Source organism: Roseibium hamelinense (genome assembly GCF_007830545.1).
GTDB lineage: Bacteria > Pseudomonadota > Alphaproteobacteria > Rhizobiales > Stappiaceae > Roseibium > Roseibium hamelinense.
The window spans coordinates 430586-453130 of record NZ_VLLF01000001.1 but is presented as its reverse complement, the minus strand read 5'-3'; the positions used below and the strand labels follow the sequence as shown (position 1 = coordinate 453130).

The following is a 22545-nucleotide window of genomic DNA, read 5'->3' as shown; positions in this document are numbered from 1 at the left end:
AAGGCTTTCACGACCCGAGGCTTAAAGTTTTGCGAAGCCGAAGTCGCCTATTGCCAACCACTTGTGAAATCACGTGTGATGACCCGATCACCTGATCGGTTGCTGAAAAAAGGCAATGAAACCAAGAGCATTGGAGCCGATCGGCGAACAAAAGACCGAAATTTGTCCGGGCGAGCGACGTGTTCACCGACACCGCAAAAATAGATCCGTACCCGCCAATGAAACAGGCGCGGACAAAACAAACGCCAATGTTTACACGCATACTTTCACACTTTATAAAATTTTCGCTACGTAATTTAACATAGACACCATGAACGAGACGGATGGCGGATGGCTGATTGGTCATTCATTACAGGATTGGCATCGAACGCCGCGCTTTTGTCAGTTGGCGCCGCGATCGTCCTGCTCGTACGCAACACGTATGCTTCAATCCGTGGCGAGGTTTTCCTGGGCCTCTTGTTCGGCGCCCTGTGTATCCTCGTTGTTTATACACCGATCACCTTGTCCCTCGGGGCAACCTTTGACACGAGAGCGGGACCCGCCCTCCTCGCTGGATTTATCGGCGGCCCAATCTCTGCGGCGATTACAGCTGCCATGGGAGGCGCGGCACGGCTTGCCGTTGGAGGCCCAATGGCTGTCGGCGGCGCATTGAGCTTGGTCATCTATGCCATTGTCGGCTACGGATTGCGGCGTCTGCTGGGGCCGGCAGAGCCTAAGCTGACCACGATAACACTCAGCTTAGTGGCTGGTGTGGGCACCCTCTGTACCCTGCCCGCATTTTTTGTTGACGAGGGAATTGCCTTTGGCTTGTCAATTCTCGAGATCGCTTGGTTTATGCTCGTTCTCGGCAACTTCACCGGCGTACTTGTGCTGGGTCTGTTGATCCGTCTGTTTCAACGCCTTTATGAGCGCAACCGCAAAGCCCGCCGGGAAGCCATCATCATGAAGTTGGCGATGCGCGCCGGACAAGCGGGCGTTTGGGAGTATGATCAGGCAAAAAGTTTGGCACGCTTCGATGGGTTTACTGCGGCGATGTACGGCCTGGAAAACGCCGCCAGAAGCTTGACGCTCAGCGAGTGGCAATCATTGCTGGTCGAAGAAGACCGGGAGAAGCTTCACAGCACTCTCAAGAAGGCCTGCTGTTCGACGGCGACCTTTTCGGTTGACGTGAGCTTGAAGCGCGGGGATGGGGAAACAGCGTGGATCTGCATTCAGGGAAGCGGAACCGCGGAAGGCGATCCCTCTGAGTCAACGCTGACCGGTATCCAGCAGGATGTCAGTCAATCGAGACGGCTAGAAGACCACCTGAGGCAGGAGCGCCAGCAAGCAGAAATCCTCGCCAACGAGCTTGAAGCAACCCTTGGCTCGATGAAACACGGCCTTGCCGTGATCGACAAGGACGGCAACCTCATAATCTGGAATGATCAGGCCCGCGAGATTTTTAATCTTCCCGAGGACACGGTCGTCGCCGGAATGCCCTATTCCAATATTCTCGATTGGCATCAAAAGCGCGGTACTTTTCATATTCCGGCGGAAAAGGCCGTCAAAACCATTCGGGATAGACTTGCTTCCGGCAAGATCCTGCGTTCACGCATGCCGCTGCTTGATGGGAGAACTGTTGCCATTACCATCGGGCCGATGCCGGACGGAGGATGGGTCGAGACGCACGAAGACATTACCGACCAGGTCCGCGCCTCAGAACAGATCGAGATCGCAGCAACCACGGATGCCTTGACCGGGCTCAAAAACCGCTCGGTCTTCGAAAAAGTGTTAGCACAAAAAATTGACTCAGAGGCCACCCTTGAGCCCCCCAATGCGCTGTTGCTGGTCGATGTGGATCGGTTCAAAATGATAAATGACACGTTCGGTCATACGGTCGGCGATGAAGTTCTGAGGACGCTTGGCCGGACGCTGAAGCAATGCGCAAGAGACGGCGAAATAGCGTTGCGCCTGGGAGGCGACGAATTTGCGCTGTTGATCAATGCGGCAGATCAGGACGAGCTGAAGCGTCGCGCCAGCGAGGTCGCATTTGCATTTTCGACACCCTGCAAAGTTGGCGACCTGTTCCTCGACATATCAATCAGCATAGGTGCCGCCGTGTTTCCGAATGAATTTTCGACCACGGCCGAAGCCATTTTCCCGGCCGACGGCGCGCTTTATGCGGCCAAAGGCCTGCCGGGCAGCAGCTTCAGGGTCTTTGACGAAGAAATCGAACAGAGTTTCGCGCGGAGAAAGCGAATTGAAAACAAGCTGTTGCGGGCTGATTTGAACACATCCTTTGAACTATACTACCAGCCGATTGTCTTACTCGATACACAGGAGACAAAGGCCTATGAGGCGCTCATCAGATGGCGGTGCCCAAATGGCACCTATGTATCCCCCGCCGAATTCATTCCAATCGCTGAAGACCTGGGCTTGATCGGTGACATTGGTGAGTGGGTTCTGATGACGGCGGTCAGGGAAGCGCAAAGCTGGACCGACGGCGCGCGGATTGCGGTCAATCTGTCTCCGCGTCAAATCGGAACCGGTCATTTCGCCAAATGCGTCCAGAAAGCTCTTGAAACATATGGCTTTGCTCCAGACCGGCTGGAACTGGAATTCACCGAAAGCGTGTTCATGCAGCCGGACACTGCTTGCATTGGTGAACTGGAGGCATTGCGCGAACTCGGTGTCCGGCTGGCACTGGATGATTTCGGAACCGGGTTTTCATCCCTGTCCTATCTGCACAAGTTCAAGTTCGACAAGCTGAAGCTGGACCGGAGCTTTGTAGCCGACGTCACCACAGACCCGGATTGTGCCTCGATCGTCAGCAGTGTGGTCGATCTTGCCCGCAAACTTGACCTGGAACTGGTCGCGGAAGGCATCGAGACCCAGGTCGACCATAACTTCCTGATGGCCATCGGCGTTCCCCTGGGACAAGGCTATCATTTCGCAAAACCAATGCCCCGGGCCGAACTGCCCTATCATTGTGCTCCGTTAAAGCACGCAGCAACCGCATAGGCCGGGGAGCTCTCAGGTCAGAGAGACCAGCATCTCGCAAACCCGTTCCGGGTCGTAGAAGGGCTGCGAGTTGCGCGACACAAGATCCGTTAGAATAGGCTCAACACCCCGGCTTTGTAGGCCGGCACAAATCGCGCCCACGTCTTTGTGCGTGCCTTTGTCCAGCACAACGAAATTCAAAAGATCCTGGACACGTACCTTGTCCCCGGCATCCGCTCTAAGGGTTTTAAGCAGGATATCGGTGCGCTCAACTACCGACAGCCCGGGGGCTTCAGGGTCGGTTCCAAGGCTGGGAATAAAGACCTTTGGCACTGTCCGGTTGGCAATGGCCGAGCCGACCCCTGACGGCAAAAGATTGGCCAAAACGCTTGTATAGAAGCTGCCCGGCGGAAAGCAAATCAGATCCGCACTTCCAACCATCTTCCTGTTGCGTTTGCTGAATTTCGCAGATGCCGGCTTGAGCTCGGCACCTTTTTTGTTCAAGAACAGCCGCTTGATCCGTGACGTCAGCGGTTCATGTTCTTTGCCCGTTATCAAATGCTGACCGATGACCAAAGAGCCATCTTCAAGTTCGGCAGCAAGATGGAGATTGTCATCCACCACCGCCCGGACCGTGCCCCGCACACCGACGAGCTTGGATACCAGAAAGATGATCGGTTCCAGTTCCTGCTGCTGGTTGAGATAGCCGCCCGCAAGGATGAGGTTGCCAATGCTGGCGCCACGTAAATCGAAGCTGTCCGGTTTTGCCGCCCGGAAGACACCCAGCTGGTTCATGATCAGCGTGCGCATGGGCTGTTCGATGGCCTTAACCAGCGCATGCGATCCTTCGACCATGTCGTTCAACTCGCGCTCAAGGTTTTTTTTGCCCACGCTCTTTTTGAACCGGTGTGTGAACAGCTCAAAAATATCCGGATGCCCGAGGACGGTCTCATCCGCCAGGGCCATCAGCCGGCTCCGCAAATCCCCGATGGCCGGCATGTCAAACGCCCGCCGAAGCCCTTGCGAACTGCCGCCTGAATCAAACGGTGTCACAAGATGAACCGAGTTGTAGGTGTAGCGCTTGAGCGCCTGTGAAATCCCGTTCAGAGCTGTTCCGCCACTGAAAAAAAGCAATCTGGGGCCCAGATCCGGCTGGCTCAAACATCTTTCGATCCGCAGGGGATCGGGCAATGAAACGCTTCGGGTAACGCTGATCTCAGACAAAGTTCCATCCGGTATTGGTGTGGCCGGTCATGACCCGATAGACTTAAGAGCTTAACAAAACGGTCTCTCTAAAAAATGCAAGAGTTTGCCCCCGATATCCGCTCCACCCCCCGAGCCTTTATTCTGAAGGCAGACAAACTGCTTGTTCAGGAAAAACGGCACCCGATCAAAGGGCACTACTACACCTTGCCAGGTGGCAAGCAGGACCCCGGCGAAAGCCTCGTGGACGCGCTCCATCGCGAATGTTTGGAAGAGATTGGTGCCCATATCACGATTGACCGGCTGATCCATGTGGCCGAGGTATTCCGATTGAAAACGAATCCGGTGATCCGGGCGCATCAGCTGGATTTTGTCTTTGCCGCAAGCGTCGACGACGGATACACCCCGCAAATGGGTCATCATCCCGATCCCTCTCAAGTGGCGACGCTGTGGCTCTCTACAGACAAGGCGGACATGCTGCGCCCGTCCTATGTCACAAATCTGTTTCGAAGGAGCGTTAGCTCGTACGCTCCGCTCTATCTTGGTTGTTTCGATGAATAGCGTTCCTAAGCCCATCCGCGAGAACCTTCATTTCCTGTGCGCGGAAATCGATGGGCAGTTGTCCCAGCTGGAAACGTTTTTCAAGAACCCGTCCCTATCGGTTGCTCGGAGAATCTACGACCGAGCGGGCTACGCGCACAATCTGAAGACGCGAATCCACGCAGGTTGCCTGCGGCATCTGTCAGCCTCCAAGAAAGGGAACCGGCGCCATCTGACGTTGCGCAGCCTGGAGTTCATCGCAACGGATCTGCAGCGGATCGCAAATCTCAGCCGGCAGTGTTTGCGCCACGCGGAGAATATCGAGATTTTCGAGACGCTCTTTCCGAAGCGCTATCCGCCGATCATCAACATGGTGCGTAAGGGTGTCGCCCACATCGAGCCGGCCGTTCTGGATCACAACACGGACCAGGCGCTTGAAATCGGCCGACTGCGGCAAAACATCGAAAAGGACTACAAGAAGCTGTTTTTGGGCTACACGGCACAAATGAACGGCGCAGATGCCCCTGAAGACCTGGCGCATAGCCTTCTGGTGGCCAGCGAAATCCAGCGGATGGGCGACTCGCTCCAATCCATTAGCGAGGCGCTGATCTCTGCCAACATCGGCCAGGCGGTTAATTTTGAGCGCTATTTTGCACTCCAGGGTCTCATGTCGGACTTGGAAAGCCAGGGCGATTTCAAGGTCGAGACCATCGCGGAAACCCGGTCGGGCAGCGCGATTTCAGCCATCACGGACAAAAAGACCGATGAGGTCACGGCTGTCTTCAAAGACGGCGAGAAACGCAAGGTGAAGGAAGAACGCGAAGGCGTCGAGAGCTGGCACTCCATCTATCCCGGTCTTGCGCCCAAAATCCTTGCTTATCAAAAGCGCGATCAATCCGCGGCGCTCCTGATCGAGCATCTGCCCGGGCTCACCTTCGAGAATATTGTCCTGAACGAGACCGATGAATTGTGCGAAAAAACCCTGTCGGTTCTTGGCAAGACGCTGAAGGATATCTGGCAGCAGACCAGGACGGATCAGCCCGCTGACCTTGGAAGCATGCAGCAGCTGGCCAAGCGGATCGGTGAAGTCTACCGTGTGCACCCTGCCTTCAAGGGGTCACTGGTCGACCTCAACGGGGTGCAGCTGCCGGCGATGAAGGATCTGATCGCAGAAGCGGCTGAACGGGAGAAATCCGTGAAGGCGCCATTTTCCGTCTACATTCATGGCGACTTCAACATCGACAACATCATCTACGACCCGGACGAGAACCGCATTCACTTTATCGACCTGCACAGATCAAAATACATGGACTACGTGCAGGACGTTTCCGTGTTCATGGTGTCGAACTACCGTCTGCAGGTTTTTGAAGCTCCCGTCCGCAGACGGATCATGTCTGTGACTCGCGCATTTTACAAACTGGTGCGCGCCTTTGCGAAAAAGCAGCAGGACACGACGTTCGATTACCGCCTTTGCCTCGGCCTTGCCCGCTCCTTTGAAACATCAACACGGTTCATCCTGGACAAGTCGCACGCCCGGCGCATGCACTTGCGCGCGCGGTACCTGATCGAGCGTGCCCTTGCCTGTCCTGCCGGGGACGAGCATAAATTCAAACTGCCGATCAAGGAGATCTTCGTTGACTAACGTCAAAATCGGTGTGGTCGGGATCCCCGGCAAATGGTCGACGGAGACCTTGTGCGATGCAGTCGAGGCCCGAACCGGCTTCCGCCACGTGATCGACATGGCCGACGTCTCCCTCGATCTTGCCACTGGCGCCCTGTGGCACGGAGACACCGACCTCAGCACGTTCGACGGGCTGATCATCAAGAAAATCAGCCAGGAGTACTGCCCGCATACGCTGGACCGGCTGGAAATGCTGCGCACTGCGGAAGCCCGGGGTGTGCAGATCTTTTCTAATCCGACCGCCATTTTGAGGCTGATTGACCGGCTGAGCTGTACGGTTTCCCTGCGCAACGCCGGTATCCCGATGCCGGACACGATCGTAACCGAAAACCGCGCGGCGGCATTGGAGGCTGTCAGACGGTTTGGCAGCGCCGTTTTCAAACCGCTTTTTTCGACCAAAGCACGCGGCATGTGTGTGCTTGAAGCCTCAAGCCCTGAAGCGGACCTTCAGCGAGAAATCGCATCGTTTTCGGAAGAAAACCCGGTCATGTATATCCAGCAGAAGGCCGATCTTTCGGGCCAGGATCTGGGGATGGTGTTCCTGGGTGGCCGGTATCTTGGCACCTATGCGCGCGTTTCCCAGACAGACACCTGGAACACAACGATCGAAAGCGGCGGCAAATACGCGCCTTTTGAGCCGGACAAAGAACTCATCGCACTTGCAGAAAAGGCGCAGCGACCCTTTGGGCTTGATTTCACCACCGTCGATGTGGCGTTGACACCTGACGGGCCGATCGTGTTTGAAGTTTCTGCATTCGGTGGATTCAAAGGGGCGCTGGAGGGAGCCGGACTTGAAGCTGCCACCCTTTATGCCGACTACGTTTTAGAGAAGGTCACATCATGAGCGCGATAACCGTCCAGGATCTGGTCGATGCCCTCAACCCGGCAAGCCTTTCTGAAACCCCGAACAGATTTACCATCCGCGTCGGTGAATTGACGCTCGACTGCCTGTTCGAAAACGATAGCCTTTGCGCAGAATTGCGGCGGTATTTCGGCCATGTCATCAGTGACTGCGAGAGCGCCGATATGACTGTTCATGTTTTCGGCGAAGCCGTTCTGCCATTCCATGTCGATTACAAGGACTGGGCCCGCGAACCGGGTAAAACTGGCCGCAAGGACGCAATCGCGGATCTTGAAGACGGCCGTATGGTGTTCAAGGTTCGCACGGGCGTTACATTCCTGCAGTCGGCAACCTGGCGCCTTGCATTCGGTCCGACCAGTGCGCATCCCAACCAGGTCATCAACTTCATCAATACGCAGATCCTGAATCATTACCAACGCGTAGGCTGGGTCGGTTGTCATGCCGCCGCCGTGGCCTGCGAAACCCGTACGCTGGCCATTGCCGGGCTTTCCGGCGGCGGGAAATCGACCACAATGCTGCGCCTCATGGATCTCGACGGCGCGAGCTACGTCACCAATGACCGTTTGCTGGTTGGGGCCGATGCCCCCCTCCCGAAGGCTCTCGGCATTCCGAAACTACCGCGCATCAATCCGGGCACGATCGTCACCAATCCCAGACTGAAAGGCATGCTCAGCAGCGAACGGACCGACACTCTGCTGTCCATGCCCCAGGAAGAGCTGTGGCAGCTTGAAGAGAAATACGATCTTTTTGTCGACGAGGTCTATGGCCCGAACCGGATTGCGCATCAAACCGCACTGACAGACTTTTGGGTTTTGAATTGGTCGCGTGAAACTGACGAGCCGACGCAATTCATCGAGGTGAACATCGCGGAACGGCCAGATCTGTTGTCCGCAATCATGAAAAACCCCGGCCCTTTCTATTGCAAACCAGATGGCATTTTCTGGACGGATGACGAGCATGTCGACGCCGCTGGCTATATCGCCGCTCTAAAGGGCGTAAAAATCCAGGAGGTGTCCGGCAAAATCGATTTTGAAGCCGTTTACGCGGCCGGCGCCCGGCTATTGAAGGCGCCAGAGCCCGTATGAGCAGCCGAATCGCGATTCTTATTCGCCACGGCGACTACCATCAACGAATTGACGCACCCAGTGCACTTCAGCCATTTCCGTTGACGGAAAAAGGAGCCGGCCAGGCAAAAAAATGCGCGGAAGAGGTTTTTGCCCTCTTTCGACATCGAAAAATCACCATCAATGCGCGAATTATATGCTCAAAACAACTCAGAGCATACCAAACAGCCACGATTCTCGGCGCTGAATTGAGCAAATTACTTAGCCGGGATATGCAAATTGTGGAAAACGAAGCGCTCGCGGAACGCAGCGTTGGAGCAGTGGCAAACTTGACGACTGGAGAGATCGAGGCCGTCGTTGCAAGTGATCCGCGCTATGAAGCGCTGCCCCGGGACTGGAAGTCGAAAAGTGATTTTCGCTTGCCATTTCAAGGAGCTGAGAGCCTGAATGATGCCGGAGCCCGGGTTGCCAGCCTGATCAACACCACCCTTGATGGGCTACCGGACAGCACGCCACCCGCAGCACAGATCTTTGTCGGGCATGGCGCGAGCATCCGCCATGCGGCGACTGTCATGGGACTTTTGCGAAAGGAAGATATTACCCGGCTCAGCATGTACCACGCGCGGCCGGTTTGTGTGCAACGTGATGCTTCCGGCAGCTGGACTCATGTTTGCGGGGAATGGAAGCCCCGCAAGGTCAACGAAACCCCGGTCGATTGACCCGATCAAGGCAGTTGAAAACATGTTTCCTGATGTTGGGCACCCGCTTTTGCCCCGCCTGAAAGACCACGAGCGCGCCGAATTGGGCGTCCCCCAAAGCTGCATAGCCTGGCCCTTGACCGATCCCCATTCGGGCGGACGCGACGCGGATCAAGCCGACGAGCTGGTAAAGAGTGTTTTATCGACCAACGCGATCGGATCGTGGGACTGGCCGGACCGGCCGGTGGTGTTCGTGTCGGACCTTCATGCCGATGCAGAAGGTTTTCTGCGATCCTTGATCGCTTCAGGCGCCCTCACCCGCGACGGCAAGGGTTTGACTGGACTGGAGCTGACAGCCTTCGGCCGGTCTGCCCTGATCATTATCGGTGGCGACTGCCTGGACAAAGGCCCGAGCAACCTTGATCTCCTCCACGCAATCAAACGGGTCATGGATCTCGGTGCTGAGATCCGGCTGTTGGCGGGCAATCATGATCTTCGTCTGCTGCTGGGGGTCCGGGCCCTGGTGGGCGAACGCACACCGCTGAACGAGCATATGTTCGTGCGCATGGGCAACAAGGTGCTGCCGCTCTTAAGGGAGGTGTTCGACCTTCATGTCGATCCCGACCTTGACCTGAAAACCGCTCCAAAGATTGCAGAGTGCCGAAACCGCATCTTTCCAGGCGCCAAGTGGGAACGGCACTTCCGCGTGGCAGCCGCCGACTACCTTAATGAAGCGGCAATAGAAAAAGAATTGAAACGGCTGCGCAAGAAAGTTCGAAATTTTGAGGAAGCTGCCGAAAACGCCGGCCTGAACATGCGCCAGCTCTATGTCGCAGCGGCCAAATGCCAAAGCCTGTTTCTCGACCCCCATGGGCCCTATGGCTGGTTTTACCGCGAGATGAAGGCCTTGTATCAGGCCGGATCGTTGTTATTCATCCACGCTGGCATGGACGATGCCATGGCCCGGGAACTGGCGGAAACCGGTGCCAAGGGTATCAACCGGCGTTTCGAGCAGCAAAGCCGGGAAAACCCATTTACATTCTATTCCAGCAGCATCGGCAATCTGATGCGTACGAAATACCGTCCTGTCGACAAACCACTGACCGCCCAAGGTGTCCGGCACCTTCACGACAGCGGCGTGAAACTTCTGGTCCATGGCCATGTAAACCGGGCCGAGGGCCAGCGGCTGAAATCCATGCAGGGCCTGCTTCATCTTGAAGGAGACATCACGCTCGACCGGCATTCCCGAAAATCCGAAGGTCTGGACGGCATTGGCACCGGCTGCACAATCATTTATCCATCAGGAGATATTGTCGGGCTCAGCCGGGACTTTCCGCACGCTAAAGTGTTCAATCCGGCGGCTCATGGGGCGAAGGGCATTCTTCAGTCATGATGGAACGCAAGGACCGGTTCCGGCACGAGTCGCTGCAGGACAAAAAATCTATCCAGCAGCTTTTGAACGCAATCTCGAAGGGGATCGCCAAGGGCGAGATCTCGTTTTCCGACGAAGAGGGCGGCATCGTCCTTGAGCCCGACGGTTTGATGAATCTCAAGGTAACCGCGTCCAACGATGACAACCGTTGCCGGATCGATGTCCGCGTCACCTGGACGCCGGAGACCAATGGCAAGAAAGACACTGGAAAGCTCAAGGTGAAAGCGTGATGGCAAAATGCCGGCCAGGACCACGAACCTTCCGTTACCTTCATGTTGCGGCTTTGTTGGTGCCCCTAACGGCATTTCTTCCGGGCGGCGGCTCAGCAACAGCCTGCGAGCAAACCGGAAACTGCCTGACGCGCATGACCGCCGCAACGGTTTATGTGCCTGCATATTCGCAGGTCAATCTTCGCAGTCAGGAGCGGGTTTTGACGGCGGCAACGCTGGTGTTTCACAATGTTGACGACGCCGTTTCCGTAACTTTGACCTCTGTCGACTACTACGATCACACCGGAAAGAAACTGAAAGCGTTTGTCGATGCTCCGGTCACGCTGCAGCCGTTTGCATCCCAATCCTACCTTGTGCCAGTCAACGACCAAACCGGCGGCATCGGCGCAAATTTTGTGCTCACCTGGCAAGCTGAATCTCCCACGATTCCACCCCTTGCCGAAGCGGTGATGATGGGCGGGTCGGGAACACAGGCGTTCAGCTTTGCGTCTCGTGGTCAAATCATAAAGGCTGACATAGTGGATGAAGCGCCAGCCGGGAATTGATCAGCCGACAGCCAGGTGCCGTTTGAATTGGATGCGCAGGAGATCAAGTTTCGGATCGATGTAACGGGTGCAAAACGGCCGGTCAGGGCCTTGAGCATAGTAGTTTTGAAACCGCTCGTCGGACGCCTTGAACGAAACGAACGGCAGCACTTGAGTGATCAGAGCCCCTTCGAAGTCTGGTTGCAGCTTCGCAACGAGAGCCGATGTTTCTTCTTGTTGCCCTTCGTCAAAGGCATAGATCGCACTGCGGTATTTCCCACGCATGCTGTGGGCAGCCGTGCTTGCGTGCGTGCGCAGGTGAACTTCCGCAAGAACCTCTACTGAAATCACATGCGGATCGAAGCTGACGATCACGGCTTCGGAATGTATATCCGCCGGAGGAGCGCTTGCGATAAAGCCTTGCTCGACCGACAGAACCCCTCGCAGCTGCTGGAACACTGCCTCGGTACACCAGTGGCAGCCACCGCCAAAACCAATTCGAACTGTCATGACACTGCCCTTCAATGCCCGCAGCAGATTAAAGCTGCGGGCGGTGGCCGAGTTACGCCGCCTGGCCGTCCCGGCGCGGAAGCTTCCAGTTCGGCCGTGGGAAGTGGCAAGTGTAGCCATTAGGGTATCGTTCCAGATAGTCCTGATGTTCGGGCTCGGCTTCCCAAAAATCACCAACCGGAGATACTTTGGTGACGACTTTGCCGGGCCAGATACCCGACGCTTCCACATCCGCAATCGTATCGAGCGCTATCTGTTTCTGCGTCTCATCGACATAGAAGATCTCGGAACGGTAAGACAGGCCGACATCGTTGCCCTGCCGGTTCAAGGTGGTGGGGTCGTGGATTTGGAAAAAGAACTCCAGAAGGTCGCGATAGCTGGTCTTTTCGGGATCGAAAATGATTTCGATGCCCTCGGCATGGGTGCCATGGTTTCGGTATGTGGCGTTTGCGATGTCTCCACCAGTATACCCGACGCGTGTGCTGATCACGCCCGGCAGCTTGCGGATCAAATCCTGCATGCCCCAAAAGCATCCGCCGGCCAAAACGGCGCGTTGCTGGTTGTGTGTCATACTAAGCCCTCCAATGTTTCGGTCCGGCGAGCCAGTCCCAGGTCAGATGACCGGTTCGCTTCGAACCCCGTCGCCGACAATATAGGTAACATCAGCGCACAAAACATACTCACCGGATGGCAAGTGCGTCACAGCTTCTCACAAGCTGTTGCCCTGCGCGTGACCGGACGGTCGATGCAAACCACACTCGGTGAAGCCAATTCAAGCCGGTGCCGCGTTCAAGAGGCTTATTGCGGCACATCATCCGTCGTCAGAATTGGGGCCGCGTCTAGGTTGCGCGCATCCATCATATCGGCAATTTCAGCGATAGCGGCGATCAGCATGGCTTGTGTTTCCGGGTCGCGCGCGGCGAATTTCTTTTGGAATTCTTCATGCAGCAACCACGGCAGTGCCTGGACTGCTGATTCCCCCTCGCCGGTGAGTCTTGCATGCACAACCCGGCGATCCTCTTTGGAACGATATCGCTCAATCAAGCGTTTGTCCTCCAGCTTGTCGAGGATCGTAACCACCGTTGCGGAACTGAGGTCCGCGTGGTCGGAGAGTGCTTTTGTCGTGACTTCCCCCAAATCAGCGATGCCTTGCAGCACCACAACTTGCGGGATCGTCAATCCGGTCGCGCGCGAAACCTCTCGCGAACGCAAGTCGATAGCCCTGACAATACGGCGGATCGCCTTAAAAATGCGGGCTGCATCGTGACTGTCCATTATTTCAGCTCTGATCATTTGAACTCTAATGATAAGAGGTCTATATAGTGGGCGCAATCATTTTGGAACGAGGAAATTTTCATCTATGTGCGGCATTTGCGGCGAAGTCGTTTTCGGAACCGAACAGGCAGACACGGCACGGGTTGACCGCATGGCACAAGCCATGGCGGCACGCGGCCCGGACGCAATGGGCGTTACCATGCGCGGGCGGGTTGCTTTCGGTCACCGCCGGTTGAAAATCATTGACCTCAGCGACCAAGGCGCGCAGCCGATGCAGGACCCGCAGCTTGGTCTGTCGCTCGTCTTTAATGGCTGCATCTACAATTATCAGGATCTGCGGAAAGAGCTCATAGAAAAGGGCTATTCCTTCTTCTCCACCAGTGACACGGAAGTGATTCTGAAAGCGTGGGCGGAATGGGGCAAAGACTGCTTTTCCCGGTTCCATGGCATGTTCGCTGTCGCGATACACGAACATGACAGCGGGCGTTTGCACCTGGCGCGCGACCGGTTTGGCATCAAGCCGCTCTATTTTAGCGAAACCAACAAGCGTTTGGCGTTTGCCTCGTCCCTGCCTGCACTGCTGGCCGGCGGTCACATCGACACGTCGATCGACAAGGTTGCGCTCAATCACTACATGAGCTGGCACGCGGTCGTGCCCGCGCCGCGGACAATCCTCAACGGCGTGCGCAAGATGCCGGCAGCAACGGTCCGCAGCTTCGAGGCGGATGGAACATCTTCAGACTTCACGTACTGGGCGCCGTCGTTTGAAAAATCGTCAGACGATATCAACCGGTCTGCCGACGAGTGGCGCGATATGGTGCTCGACGGCCTGCGCACCGCTGTCCGCCGACGTATGGTCGCAGACGTCCCGGTCGGTGTTCTATTGTCGGGCGGTGTGGATTCCAGTCTGATTGTCGGTCTGCTGGCCGAGGAAGGCCAAAAGGGCCTGGCAACGTTCTCGATCGGCTTTGAAGAGGCAAACGGGGAAAAAGGCGATGAATTTCAGTATTCGGATCTGATCGCCGACCATTACAGCACCAATCACAACAAGATCTTCATCCCCTCTTCCGAACTGCAGTCGAACCTGCCCGGCGCAATCGGGGCCATGTCGGAGCCGATGGTGTCTTACGACAATATCGGCTTTTATCTACTTTCCCGCGAAGTCTCCAAACACATCAAGGTCGTCCAGTCCGGCCAGGGTGCCGATGAGGTTTTCGCAGGCTATCATTGGTATCCGAAACTGACCGGTTCAAATGCCCCGGCTGCAGACTACGCCAATGCCTTTTTCGACCGTACCGAAGAACAGATGACCGAGGCCATCGCGCCCGAACACCGGTGCGCACGGGACGAAAGCCTCGCGTTCGTTGAAGAGCACTTCAAGCAACTTGGCGCGGAAGACCCGGTCGACAAAGCCCTGCGGCTGGACACCAATGTCATGCTGGTCGACGACCCGGTCAAGCGCGTGGACAACCACTCCATGGCTTGGGGCCTGGAAGCGCGCGTGCCGTTTCTCGATCATGAGCTGGTTGAGCTGGCGGGCCGCATTCCGGCGGAACATAAGCTCGCCCATGATGGCAAGGGCGTCTTGAAAGAAGCAGCGCGTCTTGTTGTCCCAAGCGCCGTGATCGACCGGCCGAAAGGGTATTTCCCCGTGCCCGCCCTGAAATACATTCAAGGCGACTATCTCGATCTGGTCAGAGATACACTGACCAACGAAAAAGCCCGCTCAAGGGGGTTGTTCAACACCTCTTATCTTGAAAAGCTGTTTGCGGACCCGACCAAGTACATCACCAAACTGCGGGGATCGGAACTATGGCAGGTGGCGCTCCTGGAAATGTGGCTTCAGGCTCAGGAGGTCTGATCCATGTCTGACAATCAGGCGCCCAAACGCCAAAAAGCGGTGGGCCACCGGCTCAAGCGCATGCGCGAGCATGGCATGAAGCCGGAGTACCGGGGCGAGGAAAGCGAGAACCAGCGCAATCAGATCGTCAATTGCGGCTGGGGCCGGCTGATCTTCGGCAACACGTTTGCCGCGACGGACAGTCTTGTCGAAGTTCTCCGCGAAGAACAGCCGGACAGGCGCGATATCGCCATCTATGTACGCGATCCGCATGTTGTGGTCGGCATGGCGCCGCAGGAACTGTTTCTCGACCCCTCGCACACCTACCGTTTGAACCTGGCCACCTACCGGCCTGCCCGCAACCGGCGGAAGGGGTTCACAATCAGGCGCCTGTCATCGCGCAGCGACGCCGAGGCGATCAACGCGCTTTACGCAAGCCGCGGCATGGTGCCAATTCCGCTGGAGTTCTTCTGGTCGGAACTGGATCCGCGCATGATCACGGTTCTAGTGGCCGAGGAGGACGAGACAGGTACGATCGTTGGCACAGCGATGGGCATCGATCATGAACGGGCGACAAATGGTGCGGATATGGGATCTTCCCTTTGGTGCCTCTCCGTTTCGGCGCAAGCACGGTTCCCGGGCATTGGCGAAGCGCTCGTGCGCCGTCTGTCGGAAGTGTTCAAGGCAAGAGGCAATCCGCACATGGATCTGTCCGTCATGCACGACAACACCCAGGCGATCGCCCTTTACGAGAAAATCGGCTTCGAGCGGGTACCGTTTTTCACGGTCAAACGCAAAAACATGATCAACGAATCCCTGTTCGCGGGTCCGGCCGTCGAAGAGACCTTGAACCCATATGCGACAATCATCGTCAACGAAGCACGCCGGCGTGGCATCCAGGCCGAGATCATAGACGCCGAGGGTGGCTTTTTCCGCCTCTCCTATGGCGGCAGGTCAGTACGTTGCCGGGAATCCTTGAGTGAATTCACCTCGGCTGTTGCGATGTCGATTTGTGATGACAAGGCAACGACCCAGCGGATCGTCAGCGCGGCAGGCATTTCCGTTCCGGACCAGATAACGGCGGATCAGGGAGATCTGGTTGCATTCCTGGAACAACACGGTTCGGTCGTTGTCAAACCAGCCCGCGGCGAACAAGGCAAGGGAATCGCTATCGGACTGAAGACGGTCGCGGAAATCGAAAATGCGATAGAGGTCGCTAGGAACTACTCAAATGAAGTTTTGATCGAGCAATGCGTGACAGGCCAGGATCTCCGGCTGGTCGTCATCGACTACAAGGTTGTTGCAGCAGCGGTGCGCAGGCCAGCCGAGATTATGGGCAACGGCCGCAGCACCATTAAAGAACTGATCGAAACTCAGTCCCGGCGCCGGTCGTCAGCAACGGGCGGCGAATCAAAAATCCTTATTGATGCGGAGGCGCATCGGTGTCTGAATGAGGCGGGATATGGGCTTGATGCCATACTCGAGGACGGAAAACCGCTCGCCGTTCGACGCACTGCCAACCTTCACACAGGTGGCACCATTCATGACGTCACCGGCGAGACGCATCACACCTTGATAGAAGCTGCCATCCGGGCAGCCAAAGCCATTGGAATACCCGTGACAGGCATAGATTTGATGGTCAAAGACCCCCGCGAACCAGATTATGCCTTCATTGAGGCCAATGAGCGCCCAGGTCTTGCCAATCACGAGCCACAACCGACCGCAGAACGTTTCGTGGACTTCTTGTTCCCGCTGTCCCTGCCCCAGTCTGTCCGCGACACCATGAACCGAGAATACTCATGAGCCTCATGACCATTGATATTCCCTATCTAAGCAAGGTTCTCGAGCAACTGCTCGCGATCCCGAGTCCGACCGGTTATACCGATGAAATTGCGCGGCATGTCTCCAAGGAATTGGACAAGCTCGGTGTCTTTTACGAGGTGACCCGCCGCGGTGCGATCCGCGCGAAGCTCGCTGGCAAAAAGCACAAGCCGGCCCGTGCATTCGTCTCACACCTCGACACGCTTGGCGCTCAGGTCAAGTCGCTGAAAGACAATGGACGTTTGGAACTCGTCCCGATCGGTCACTGGTCCGCGCGTTTCGCTGAAGGGGCCCGCACGACGGTGTTCTCCGAAAGCGGCGCCTACAGCGGCACAATCCTGCCGAACAAGGCCTCGGGCCACACCTACAATGACGGCATCGACGAGCTGCCGGTCGGCTGGGAATATGTGGAGCTGCGCGTTGATGCCTATTCGAAGTCTGTCGAGGACATTCACCGGCTTGGCATCGATATCGGGGACATGGTGGCAATCGATCCGGCCACGGAGTTTTTGGAAAACGGCTTTATCGTTTCCCGCCATCTGGACAACAAGGCTGGTGTTGCCGTCATGCTGGCAGCGCTCAAAGCGATGGTCGAATCAGGCAAAAAGCCCACGGTCGATACGTTTTGGCTGTTCACAATTGCTGAAGAAACCGGGCATGGCGCGACCTCCATCCTAACGCCTGAGATTGCGTCTCTGGTGGCCATCGACAACGGAACATCGGCTCCCGGCCAAAACTCCGAGGAATTTGGCGTGACCATCGCCATGGCCGACCAGACCGGACCGTTTGACTATCACCTGACCCGCAAAATGGTGCAGCTGTGCAAGGACAACGACATAAAGCACCAGAAGGACGTCTTCCGGTACTACCGCTCGGACGCTGCCTCGGCGATTGAAGCCGGTGCAGATGTTCGCACGGCCTTGATTACATTCGGTGTGGATGCCAGCCACGGCTATGAGCGCATTCACATGCACGCCCTGCGCTCGCTGGCCGAACTGTGTACCAGCTACTCGATGAGCCCGGTCGAAATCCAACGCGACGCGCGCGAGTTCGCCGGCCTCAAGGGTTTCACCACACAGCCCACCGAGGACGCGGATCAAGACCTGGCGCCAGACTCCGAAGAACCGCATCCAGAACCGGTTGGCGCCCAGAACTAGCGCGCCGCCACCGCAGCACAGAAGAAGCAAAAACCACCATTACAGAATGTTAATTCAAATTATATTTTGTTTATTTAAGTATATTTTTTCTACAAATTTTATAAATACTCAAATTATCAGATTATGATTTTTTCAAGGCACGATTAAGGCTTGCGTAGCCTTGAAACTGTAATCTTTTGGTAATGTTCGCACCTATTTTTTCTGGAAACGTCTTTCGTGGGGACGGGGTAATTCTCACGGAGCTTTTAAATGAGCGGAACTTTCGACGACTTTCTGTCATCGCTATTGGCGTTTGAGACCGGTTGGGACCGGGCTCGCTATGATGACGGGATCATCGCTGATTGGCAGCTGGATCAATGGGCGGGCGGTCCGGTGGAGACCTTTTATCCGCAATATTCAAGCTGGTCGCAGCTGAGCGATGGCGAATGGGAAACCATGGCCTACCGTTCGACCAACTCACTTGGTTTTGTCGGCTTTCAGTTTGGCGAAGCCCTTCTCATCGACATGGGGTACTATGACGATGACGTTTTCTACGGCAATGGCGCGGCCACCAACACGTGGGACGGGACCTGGACCGGCAAGAACGGCATCAATTCGCTCAGCGAATTCAAGACCAAGGCGGCGCAGGATGTCGCAATTCGCGAAGCCTTTGGGTTCAATCTGAAAGTGCTTGAAGAACAGCTTGGGGCGAATGGCCAGAGCCTGTCCGACTTTATCGGCCAGACAGCAACCTATACCGAAAACGGCCAGCAGGTGTCGGTGACCTTGACCATGACGGGCATCCTTGCGGCGGCGCATCTGCGCGGCGCTTGGGGCACCGCAGATCTGTTAAAAAGCGGGGCGGTCAGCACGGACGAAAACGGCACGTCTATTTTGAAATATGTGCAGCAATTTGGTGGGTTCGAATCTCCATCCGTCGAAGAACTGATCACCTATTATGAAAGCCGGCTGACCGGCGATGAAGGCCTTGGAACGCCCGACACCGGGCCTGATACGGGCCCAGACACAGGGCCAGACACAGGGCCAGACACAGGGCCCGACACCGACCCGAACACCGGTCCTGGGAATGACATGAACGGAAACGGAACCGCAAACGTCACCAAGACAACAGCGGATGTGCCCATAACCTGGAACTGGGGTGCAAACACGGTCATAGACGGTTTCGACGCCGCGTCTGACACGATATTTGTCGACTGGTTCAGGGCGGGTGAAATCTCGGTCACCGAAGTGAACGGGAGCGTTGTCTTCTCCATACCCGGAAACAATCAGACCATAACATTGACCGGGACCTCCTTGAGTGACCTGTCGCCGGCAAACTTCACCATTCAGGACAATGGGACGGCTCAAGAAATCCTGTCACTTGTCGGCAGCGGCAACAGCACACCCGACACGCCGGATATTCCAGACACCCCGGATACTCCAGATACACCCGATACACCTGACACGCCGGATCAACCCGATACACCTGACCAGCCGGACACTCCAGATACCGGCGGAACGCCCGGCACAGACGGGCCGATCGTTGCCGCATATTTCCCCGAATGGGGCATTTATGGCCGTGACTATAACATCGCCGATGTTCCGGCCGAGCAATTGACCCATCTGATCTACGCCTTCACCAAGATCGACGAAAACGGCGAGCTTGCCCTGTTTGACAGCTATGCGGCGACAGACGCTGCCTTTACCGCACAAGAAAGCGTCGACGGTGTTGCCGACACTTGGGACCAGCCCTTGCGCGGCAATTTCAACCAGATAGCAGAGTTGAAAGACGCAAATCCGCACTTGAAAGTCATGATGGCCGTCGGCGGCTGGACCCTGTCCGGCAATTTCTCAACAACGCTTGCAACCGAAGAAGGCCGGGCAAAGCTTGTGGATTCCATGGTGGAATTTCTCAAGGAATACCCGATGTTCGACGGTTTCGATCTCGATTGGGAGTATCCGGGCTCACCGGGGGCGCCTGGCAACGCAGTTGACGTTGAAAACGACGGCAAAAACTATGAGCTCTTTCTTGCGGAACTGCGCCAGGATCTCGACACACTGGGTTCGGAGACCGGCGAGTACTACCAGATATCCGTCGCTTCACCGGCCGGTCACGACAAGATCGCGACCTACAACATATCCGGTGTCGCTGAACAGGTCGATTTCATCAACTTGATGGCCTACGACTTCTACGGAGCCTGGCAGGACACAACCGGACACCAGGCTGGGTTCTACGATGAATCCGGCTCCAACTACGACATCATGACAGCGGTCGATCAATATCTCGACCAGGGCGTACCGGCCGGCAAAATCGTGCTGGGAGCCCCGATGTACACCCGTGCCTGGTCAAACGTGGACGCAAATGGTCCGGCCGATGCACATGGCGTGGTCGCGGGCGGCAAGGCTCCGGGCAGCTTCGAGGCCGGGGTCTACGACTACAAGGATCTTTTGCAGAAACTGGAGGATCCGGCCAGCGGATGGAAGCTCTACTACGACGATGATGCGCAAGCCGCATTCGTCTGGAACCAGGACCAGAAGATATTCAGCTCCATCGAAACACCCCAAACAATCGGTGTGAAGGCGGAATGGGCCCAGGAAAAAGGCCTCGGCGGGATGATGTTCTGGGATCTTTCCAACGATGCGACGGGTGATCCGGAAAGTCTTCTGCAGGCGGCCTATGACATCCTGATATCCGGCAAATCACTTGCCGATGTCGCGAACGCCTCCCAGCTTGAGTTCGAAACAGTCTTTGGCGGTGACGGCCAAGTGTTGTCCGACTTCCAGGCACCGGATGGCTGGACATACCGTCCGCCGGAGGGAAACACCGACAACGGTGGAACCGATAACGGCGGCACCGATAATGGTGGCACCGACAACGGAGGTACCGATAACGGAGGTACCGATAACGGAGGCACCGACAACGGCGGAACCGATAACGGAGGCACCGATAACGGTGGAACCGATAACGGTGGCACCGATAACGGCGGCAGCACCGATGTCAATATCGTGCCGTGGGCGGCTTCAGCAACCTACACCGGCGGTGAATACGTCGCCGTTGACGGCATGGTCTATCTCGCCAACTGGTGGACTCAGACCGACCCGCGTCAAGAAAATGGCGAACCGGGAACCGGTAAACCTTGGACCCTTCAGGGTACGGTTGAAGACTTTGGCGGTATGAACGACGGCGGTTCCGACAATGGTGGCATGGACGGTAACGACGGCATGGACAATGGCCATGGCGGCGACGCCGATCATGACGGCGGAACGGATATGCCTTCCGAAGCCCAGATGATCATGATCACTCCGCAAAGCGCATCACGGGTCATTACCGACTTCGATGTTCAACGCGGGGATATGCTGCATCTCGAAGCCGGCGTCATCGCCGAACGCCTGGAGATCGTGGACACATCAGATGGCCTCACGGTGACCGTGTATACACCGACAGGAGCGATTGCCAGCACCACGGTTCTGACGGGCGTCGAACTGGCAGACTTGTCCATGTCCAATTTCATGGTGGCTGAGGAATCGGCACTCAACGAAGTGGCATCGCTGATCGGTCAGGTGATTGTCACACCAGGACCGGGCACAGGATTCGACGTTGTCTATGACAATGACGGATCTTCTCCGCCGCCAACCTCAGGCACAAGTGCGCTTGGGGGTGTCAACTATGATGCAAGCTTCGGATCCGATGACATTATCGGTTTCAATCCGGCCACGGATCAGATCAATTTCGGCAATGCTTCCGTCCATGGGCTCATTTTGAACATGACTCCGAACGGCGAGCCGGTGATCGACAACCCGTGGGGACCGGACATGCAGATCCTGCAAGGGGTTCAGCTGTCCGACTTGTCGATTGAGAACTTTGGCATTGTCGGAAACGAGCACCTCCGCCAAGACCTCGGCGGCGTCCTGTCCTGGGAAAAAGGCATTGGCCCTAGGGATGCAGACACGGTCTATGTCAGGTCTCACGAATACGGAGCATCGGAGGTGATCGACAACTTCGATCCGGCAACGATGAAGATCAGCTTCCTCTATTTTGGCACCCGTGAAAGACTTTCGGTCGAGGACACGGCCGAAGGTCTGGTGATTAGCTCTCTGCCAAGCGGGCAAAGCTTCACCTTCACCGGTGTGTCGAAAGCGGACTTGATCCCCGCCAACCTCGAATTCCACTTCGACCAGGTTATGGAAGACAATCTCGAAGCACCGTTCGGCATCGACCAGAATGATGTCAGCCTGGTTTCCCGGGCGGACCTTCTGACCCCGGCAGCCCCGGATGGGGCAACCACGGATGGCTGGCAGGTTCGCGAAGGTTCCGGCACTATACCCACACCGGACGAGCCAGGAACGCCTACAGATCCAGGCGACACGAGCGACCCGGTGGTGCCGCCGGTAACCCCTCCCACAGACCCAAGCGACACCATTGCCCTCTCCGATGGCACCGATACCGTCGCCATCACATGGGACTGGGGAAATGTCAGCACCATCACCGGCTTCAATGCTCAAGAGGATCGTTTCGACTTCGGCAGCCTGCCGAAGGGCGATATTCAGATCACCGAAGCTGGCGATGACCTTGTGATCAACGTCCTCAACAACGGCGGGCATGCCTATATTCTTCAAGGTTTGCAGGCCGAAGATCTGTCGCTCGACAACCTTCAGGCACCAAGCTGGAGCGATGCGATCACTGGAGAGGATGGCGTAATCGATCAGCTGATCGGACTGGGCAATACAGATTTGAGCGTGCTCTGACCCG

Annotated in this window: 17 protein-coding genes; 13 read left to right on the top strand and 4 right to left on the bottom strand. The window is 56.5% G+C overall.

What is annotated here, in order from left to right; translation table 11 throughout:
• Window positions 1-330 precede the first annotated feature (330 nt).
• Window positions 331-3000, top strand: a complete 2670-nt coding sequence (locus tag JM93_RS02110) for an EAL domain-containing protein (RefSeq protein ID WP_145340410.1) — start codon at window positions 331-333, stop codon at window positions 2998-3000.
• A 12-nt stretch (window positions 3001-3012) separates the two neighbouring features.
• On the opposite strand, the gene JM93_RS02105 is transcribed toward JM93_RS02110, so the two are convergent.
• Window positions 3013-4203: a GAK system CofD-like protein gene (locus JM93_RS02105; protein WP_145340409.1), complete on the bottom strand. Its 1191-nt coding sequence runs from the start codon at window positions 4201-4203 to the stop codon at window positions 3013-3015.
• Between the two features lie 75 nt (window positions 4204-4278).
• On the opposite strand from JM93_RS02105, the gene JM93_RS02100 reads away from it, so the two are divergent.
• The 8 genes from JM93_RS02100 (at window position 4279) to JM93_RS02065 (ending at window position 11234) form a co-directional block, all read left to right on the top strand.
• On the top strand, window positions 4279-4743 hold the full coding sequence (locus tag JM93_RS02100) for an NUDIX domain-containing protein (protein WP_145340408.1): 465 nt from the start codon (window positions 4279-4281) through the stop codon (window positions 4741-4743).
• The gene (locus JM93_RS02095) at window positions 4736-6364 is read left to right on the top strand and encodes a phosphotransferase (protein WP_145340407.1); all 1629 of its coding nucleotides are present in this window, start codon (window positions 4736-4738) and stop codon (window positions 6362-6364) included. The genes JM93_RS02100 and JM93_RS02095 overlap by 8 nt, the downstream gene beginning before the upstream one ends.
• Window positions 6357-7247, top strand: coding sequence for a GAK system ATP-grasp enzyme (locus JM93_RS02090; RefSeq protein WP_145340406.1), 891 nt, complete (start codon window positions 6357-6359; stop codon window positions 7245-7247). Before JM93_RS02095 ends, JM93_RS02090 begins: the two co-directional genes overlap by 8 nt.
• Entirely contained in the window at window positions 7244-8350 is a 1107-nt protein-coding gene (locus JM93_RS02085; protein ID WP_145340405.1) for an HprK-related kinase B, read from the top strand. The genes JM93_RS02090 and JM93_RS02085 overlap by 4 nt, the downstream gene beginning before the upstream one ends.
• Window positions 8347-9048 carry a histidine phosphatase family protein gene (locus JM93_RS02080; protein ID WP_145340404.1) on the top strand — a complete coding sequence of 234 codons (702 nt, stop codon included), beginning with the start codon at window positions 8347-8349 and terminating at the stop codon, window positions 9046-9048. Before JM93_RS02085 ends, JM93_RS02080 begins: the two co-directional genes overlap by 4 nt.
• A gap of 22 nt (window positions 9049-9070) precedes the next feature.
• A complete protein-coding gene (locus tag JM93_RS02075; protein ID WP_145340403.1) occupies window positions 9071-10420 on the top strand; it encodes a metallophosphoesterase in 1350 nt (449 codons plus the stop codon).
• Entirely contained in the window at window positions 10417-10689 is a 273-nt protein-coding gene (locus tag JM93_RS02070; protein WP_145340402.1) for an amphi-Trp domain-containing protein, read from the top strand. Before JM93_RS02075 ends, JM93_RS02070 begins: the two co-directional genes overlap by 4 nt.
• A 134-nt stretch (window positions 10690-10823) precedes the next feature.
• Window positions 10824-11234, top strand: a complete 411-nt coding sequence (locus tag JM93_RS02065) for a DUF3124 domain-containing protein (protein ID WP_170230478.1) — start codon at window positions 10824-10826, stop codon at window positions 11232-11234.
• On the opposite strand, the gene JM93_RS02060 is transcribed toward JM93_RS02065, so the two are convergent.
• The 3 genes from JM93_RS02060 to JM93_RS02050 all read right to left on the bottom strand — a co-directional run bounded on the left by JM93_RS02060 (window position 11235) and on the right by JM93_RS02050 (window position 12998).
• Window positions 11235-11723 carry a peptide-methionine (S)-S-oxide reductase gene (locus tag JM93_RS02060; protein WP_145340400.1) on the bottom strand — a complete coding sequence of 163 codons (489 nt, stop codon included), beginning with the start codon at window positions 11721-11723 and terminating at the stop codon, window positions 11235-11237. It lies immediately after the preceding gene.
• A gap of 52 nt (window positions 11724-11775) precedes the next feature.
• Window positions 11776-12294 (bottom strand): peptide-methionine (S)-S-oxide reductase MsrA, encoded by a 519-nt coding sequence (gene msrA / locus JM93_RS02055; protein ID WP_145340399.1) that lies wholly within the window; start codon window positions 12292-12294, stop codon window positions 11776-11778.
• Between the two features lie 227 nt (window positions 12295-12521).
• Window positions 12522-12998, bottom strand: a complete 477-nt coding sequence (locus tag JM93_RS02050) for a MarR family winged helix-turn-helix transcriptional regulator (RefSeq protein ID WP_145340398.1) — start codon at window positions 12996-12998, stop codon at window positions 12522-12524.
• Between the two features lie 85 nt (window positions 12999-13083).
• On the opposite strand from JM93_RS02050, the gene JM93_RS02045 reads away from it, so the two are divergent.
• The 4 genes from JM93_RS02045 (at window position 13084) to JM93_RS21655 (ending at window position 22541) form a co-directional block, all read left to right on the top strand.
• Window positions 13084-14859 carry an N-acetylglutaminylglutamine amidotransferase gene (locus JM93_RS02045; protein ID WP_145340397.1) on the top strand — a complete coding sequence of 592 codons (1776 nt, stop codon included), beginning with the start codon at window positions 13084-13086 and terminating at the stop codon, window positions 14857-14859.
• Window positions 14860-14862: 3 nt separating this feature from the next.
• Window positions 14863-16641, top strand: a complete 1779-nt coding sequence (ngg, locus tag JM93_RS02040; RefSeq protein WP_145340396.1) for an N-acetylglutaminylglutamine synthetase — start codon at window positions 14863-14865, stop codon at window positions 16639-16641.
• Window positions 16638-17816 (top strand): osmoprotectant NAGGN system M42 family peptidase, encoded by a 1179-nt coding sequence (locus JM93_RS02035; RefSeq protein WP_145340395.1) that lies wholly within the window; start codon window positions 16638-16640, stop codon window positions 17814-17816. The genes ngg and JM93_RS02035 overlap by 4 nt, the downstream gene beginning before the upstream one ends.
• Window positions 17817-18065: 249 nt before the next feature.
• Entirely contained in the window at window positions 18066-22541 is a 4476-nt protein-coding gene (locus tag JM93_RS21655; RefSeq protein WP_155197716.1) for a glycosyl hydrolase family 18 protein, read from the top strand.
• Window positions 22542-22545: the final 4 nt, after the last annotated feature.

What these genes read in the sequence shown, in the direction of transcription:
- JM93_RS02110 (WP_145340410.1), top strand. Translation starts at nt 331, where the DNA reads ATGGCTGATTGGTCATTCATTACAGGATTGGCATCGAACGCCGCGCTT.
- JM93_RS02100 (WP_145340408.1), top strand. Translation starts at nt 4,279, where the DNA reads ATGCAAGAGTTTGCCCCCGATATCCGCTCCACCCCCCGAGCCTTTATT.
- JM93_RS02095 (WP_145340407.1), top strand. Translation starts at nt 4,736, where the DNA reads ATGAATAGCGTTCCTAAGCCCATCCGCGAGAACCTTCATTTCCTGTGC.
- JM93_RS02085 (WP_145340405.1), top strand. Translation starts at nt 7,244, where the DNA reads ATGAGCGCGATAACCGTCCAGGATCTGGTCGATGCCCTCAACCCGGCA.
- JM93_RS02080 (WP_145340404.1), top strand. Translation starts at nt 8,347, where the DNA reads ATGAGCAGCCGAATCGCGATTCTTATTCGCCACGGCGACTACCATCAA.
- JM93_RS02075 (WP_145340403.1), top strand. Translation starts at nt 9,071, where the DNA reads ATGTTTCCTGATGTTGGGCACCCGCTTTTGCCCCGCCTGAAAGACCAC.
- JM93_RS02070 (WP_145340402.1), top strand. Translation starts at nt 10,417, where the DNA reads ATGATGGAACGCAAGGACCGGTTCCGGCACGAGTCGCTGCAGGACAAA.
- JM93_RS02065 (WP_170230478.1), top strand. Translation starts at nt 10,824, where the DNA reads ATGACCGCCGCAACGGTTTATGTGCCTGCATATTCGCAGGTCAATCTT.
- JM93_RS02060 (WP_145340400.1), bottom strand. Translation starts at nt 11,723, where the DNA reads ATGACAGTTCGAATTGGTTTTGGCGGTGGCTGCCACTGGTGTACCGAG.
- msrA (WP_145340399.1), bottom strand. Translation starts at nt 12,294, where the DNA reads ATGACACACAACCAGCAACGCGCCGTTTTGGCCGGCGGATGCTTTTGG.
- JM93_RS02050 (WP_145340398.1), bottom strand. Translation starts at nt 12,998, where the DNA reads ATGGACAGTCACGATGCAGCCCGCATTTTTAAGGCGATCCGCCGTATT.
- JM93_RS02045 (WP_145340397.1), top strand. Translation starts at nt 13,084, where the DNA reads ATGTGCGGCATTTGCGGCGAAGTCGTTTTCGGAACCGAACAGGCAGAC.
- ngg (WP_145340396.1), top strand. Translation starts at nt 14,863, where the DNA reads ATGTCTGACAATCAGGCGCCCAAACGCCAAAAAGCGGTGGGCCACCGG.
- JM93_RS02035 (WP_145340395.1), top strand. Translation starts at nt 16,638, where the DNA reads ATGAGCCTCATGACCATTGATATTCCCTATCTAAGCAAGGTTCTCGAG.
- JM93_RS21655 (WP_155197716.1), top strand. Translation starts at nt 18,066, where the DNA reads ATGAGCGGAACTTTCGACGACTTTCTGTCATCGCTATTGGCGTTTGAG.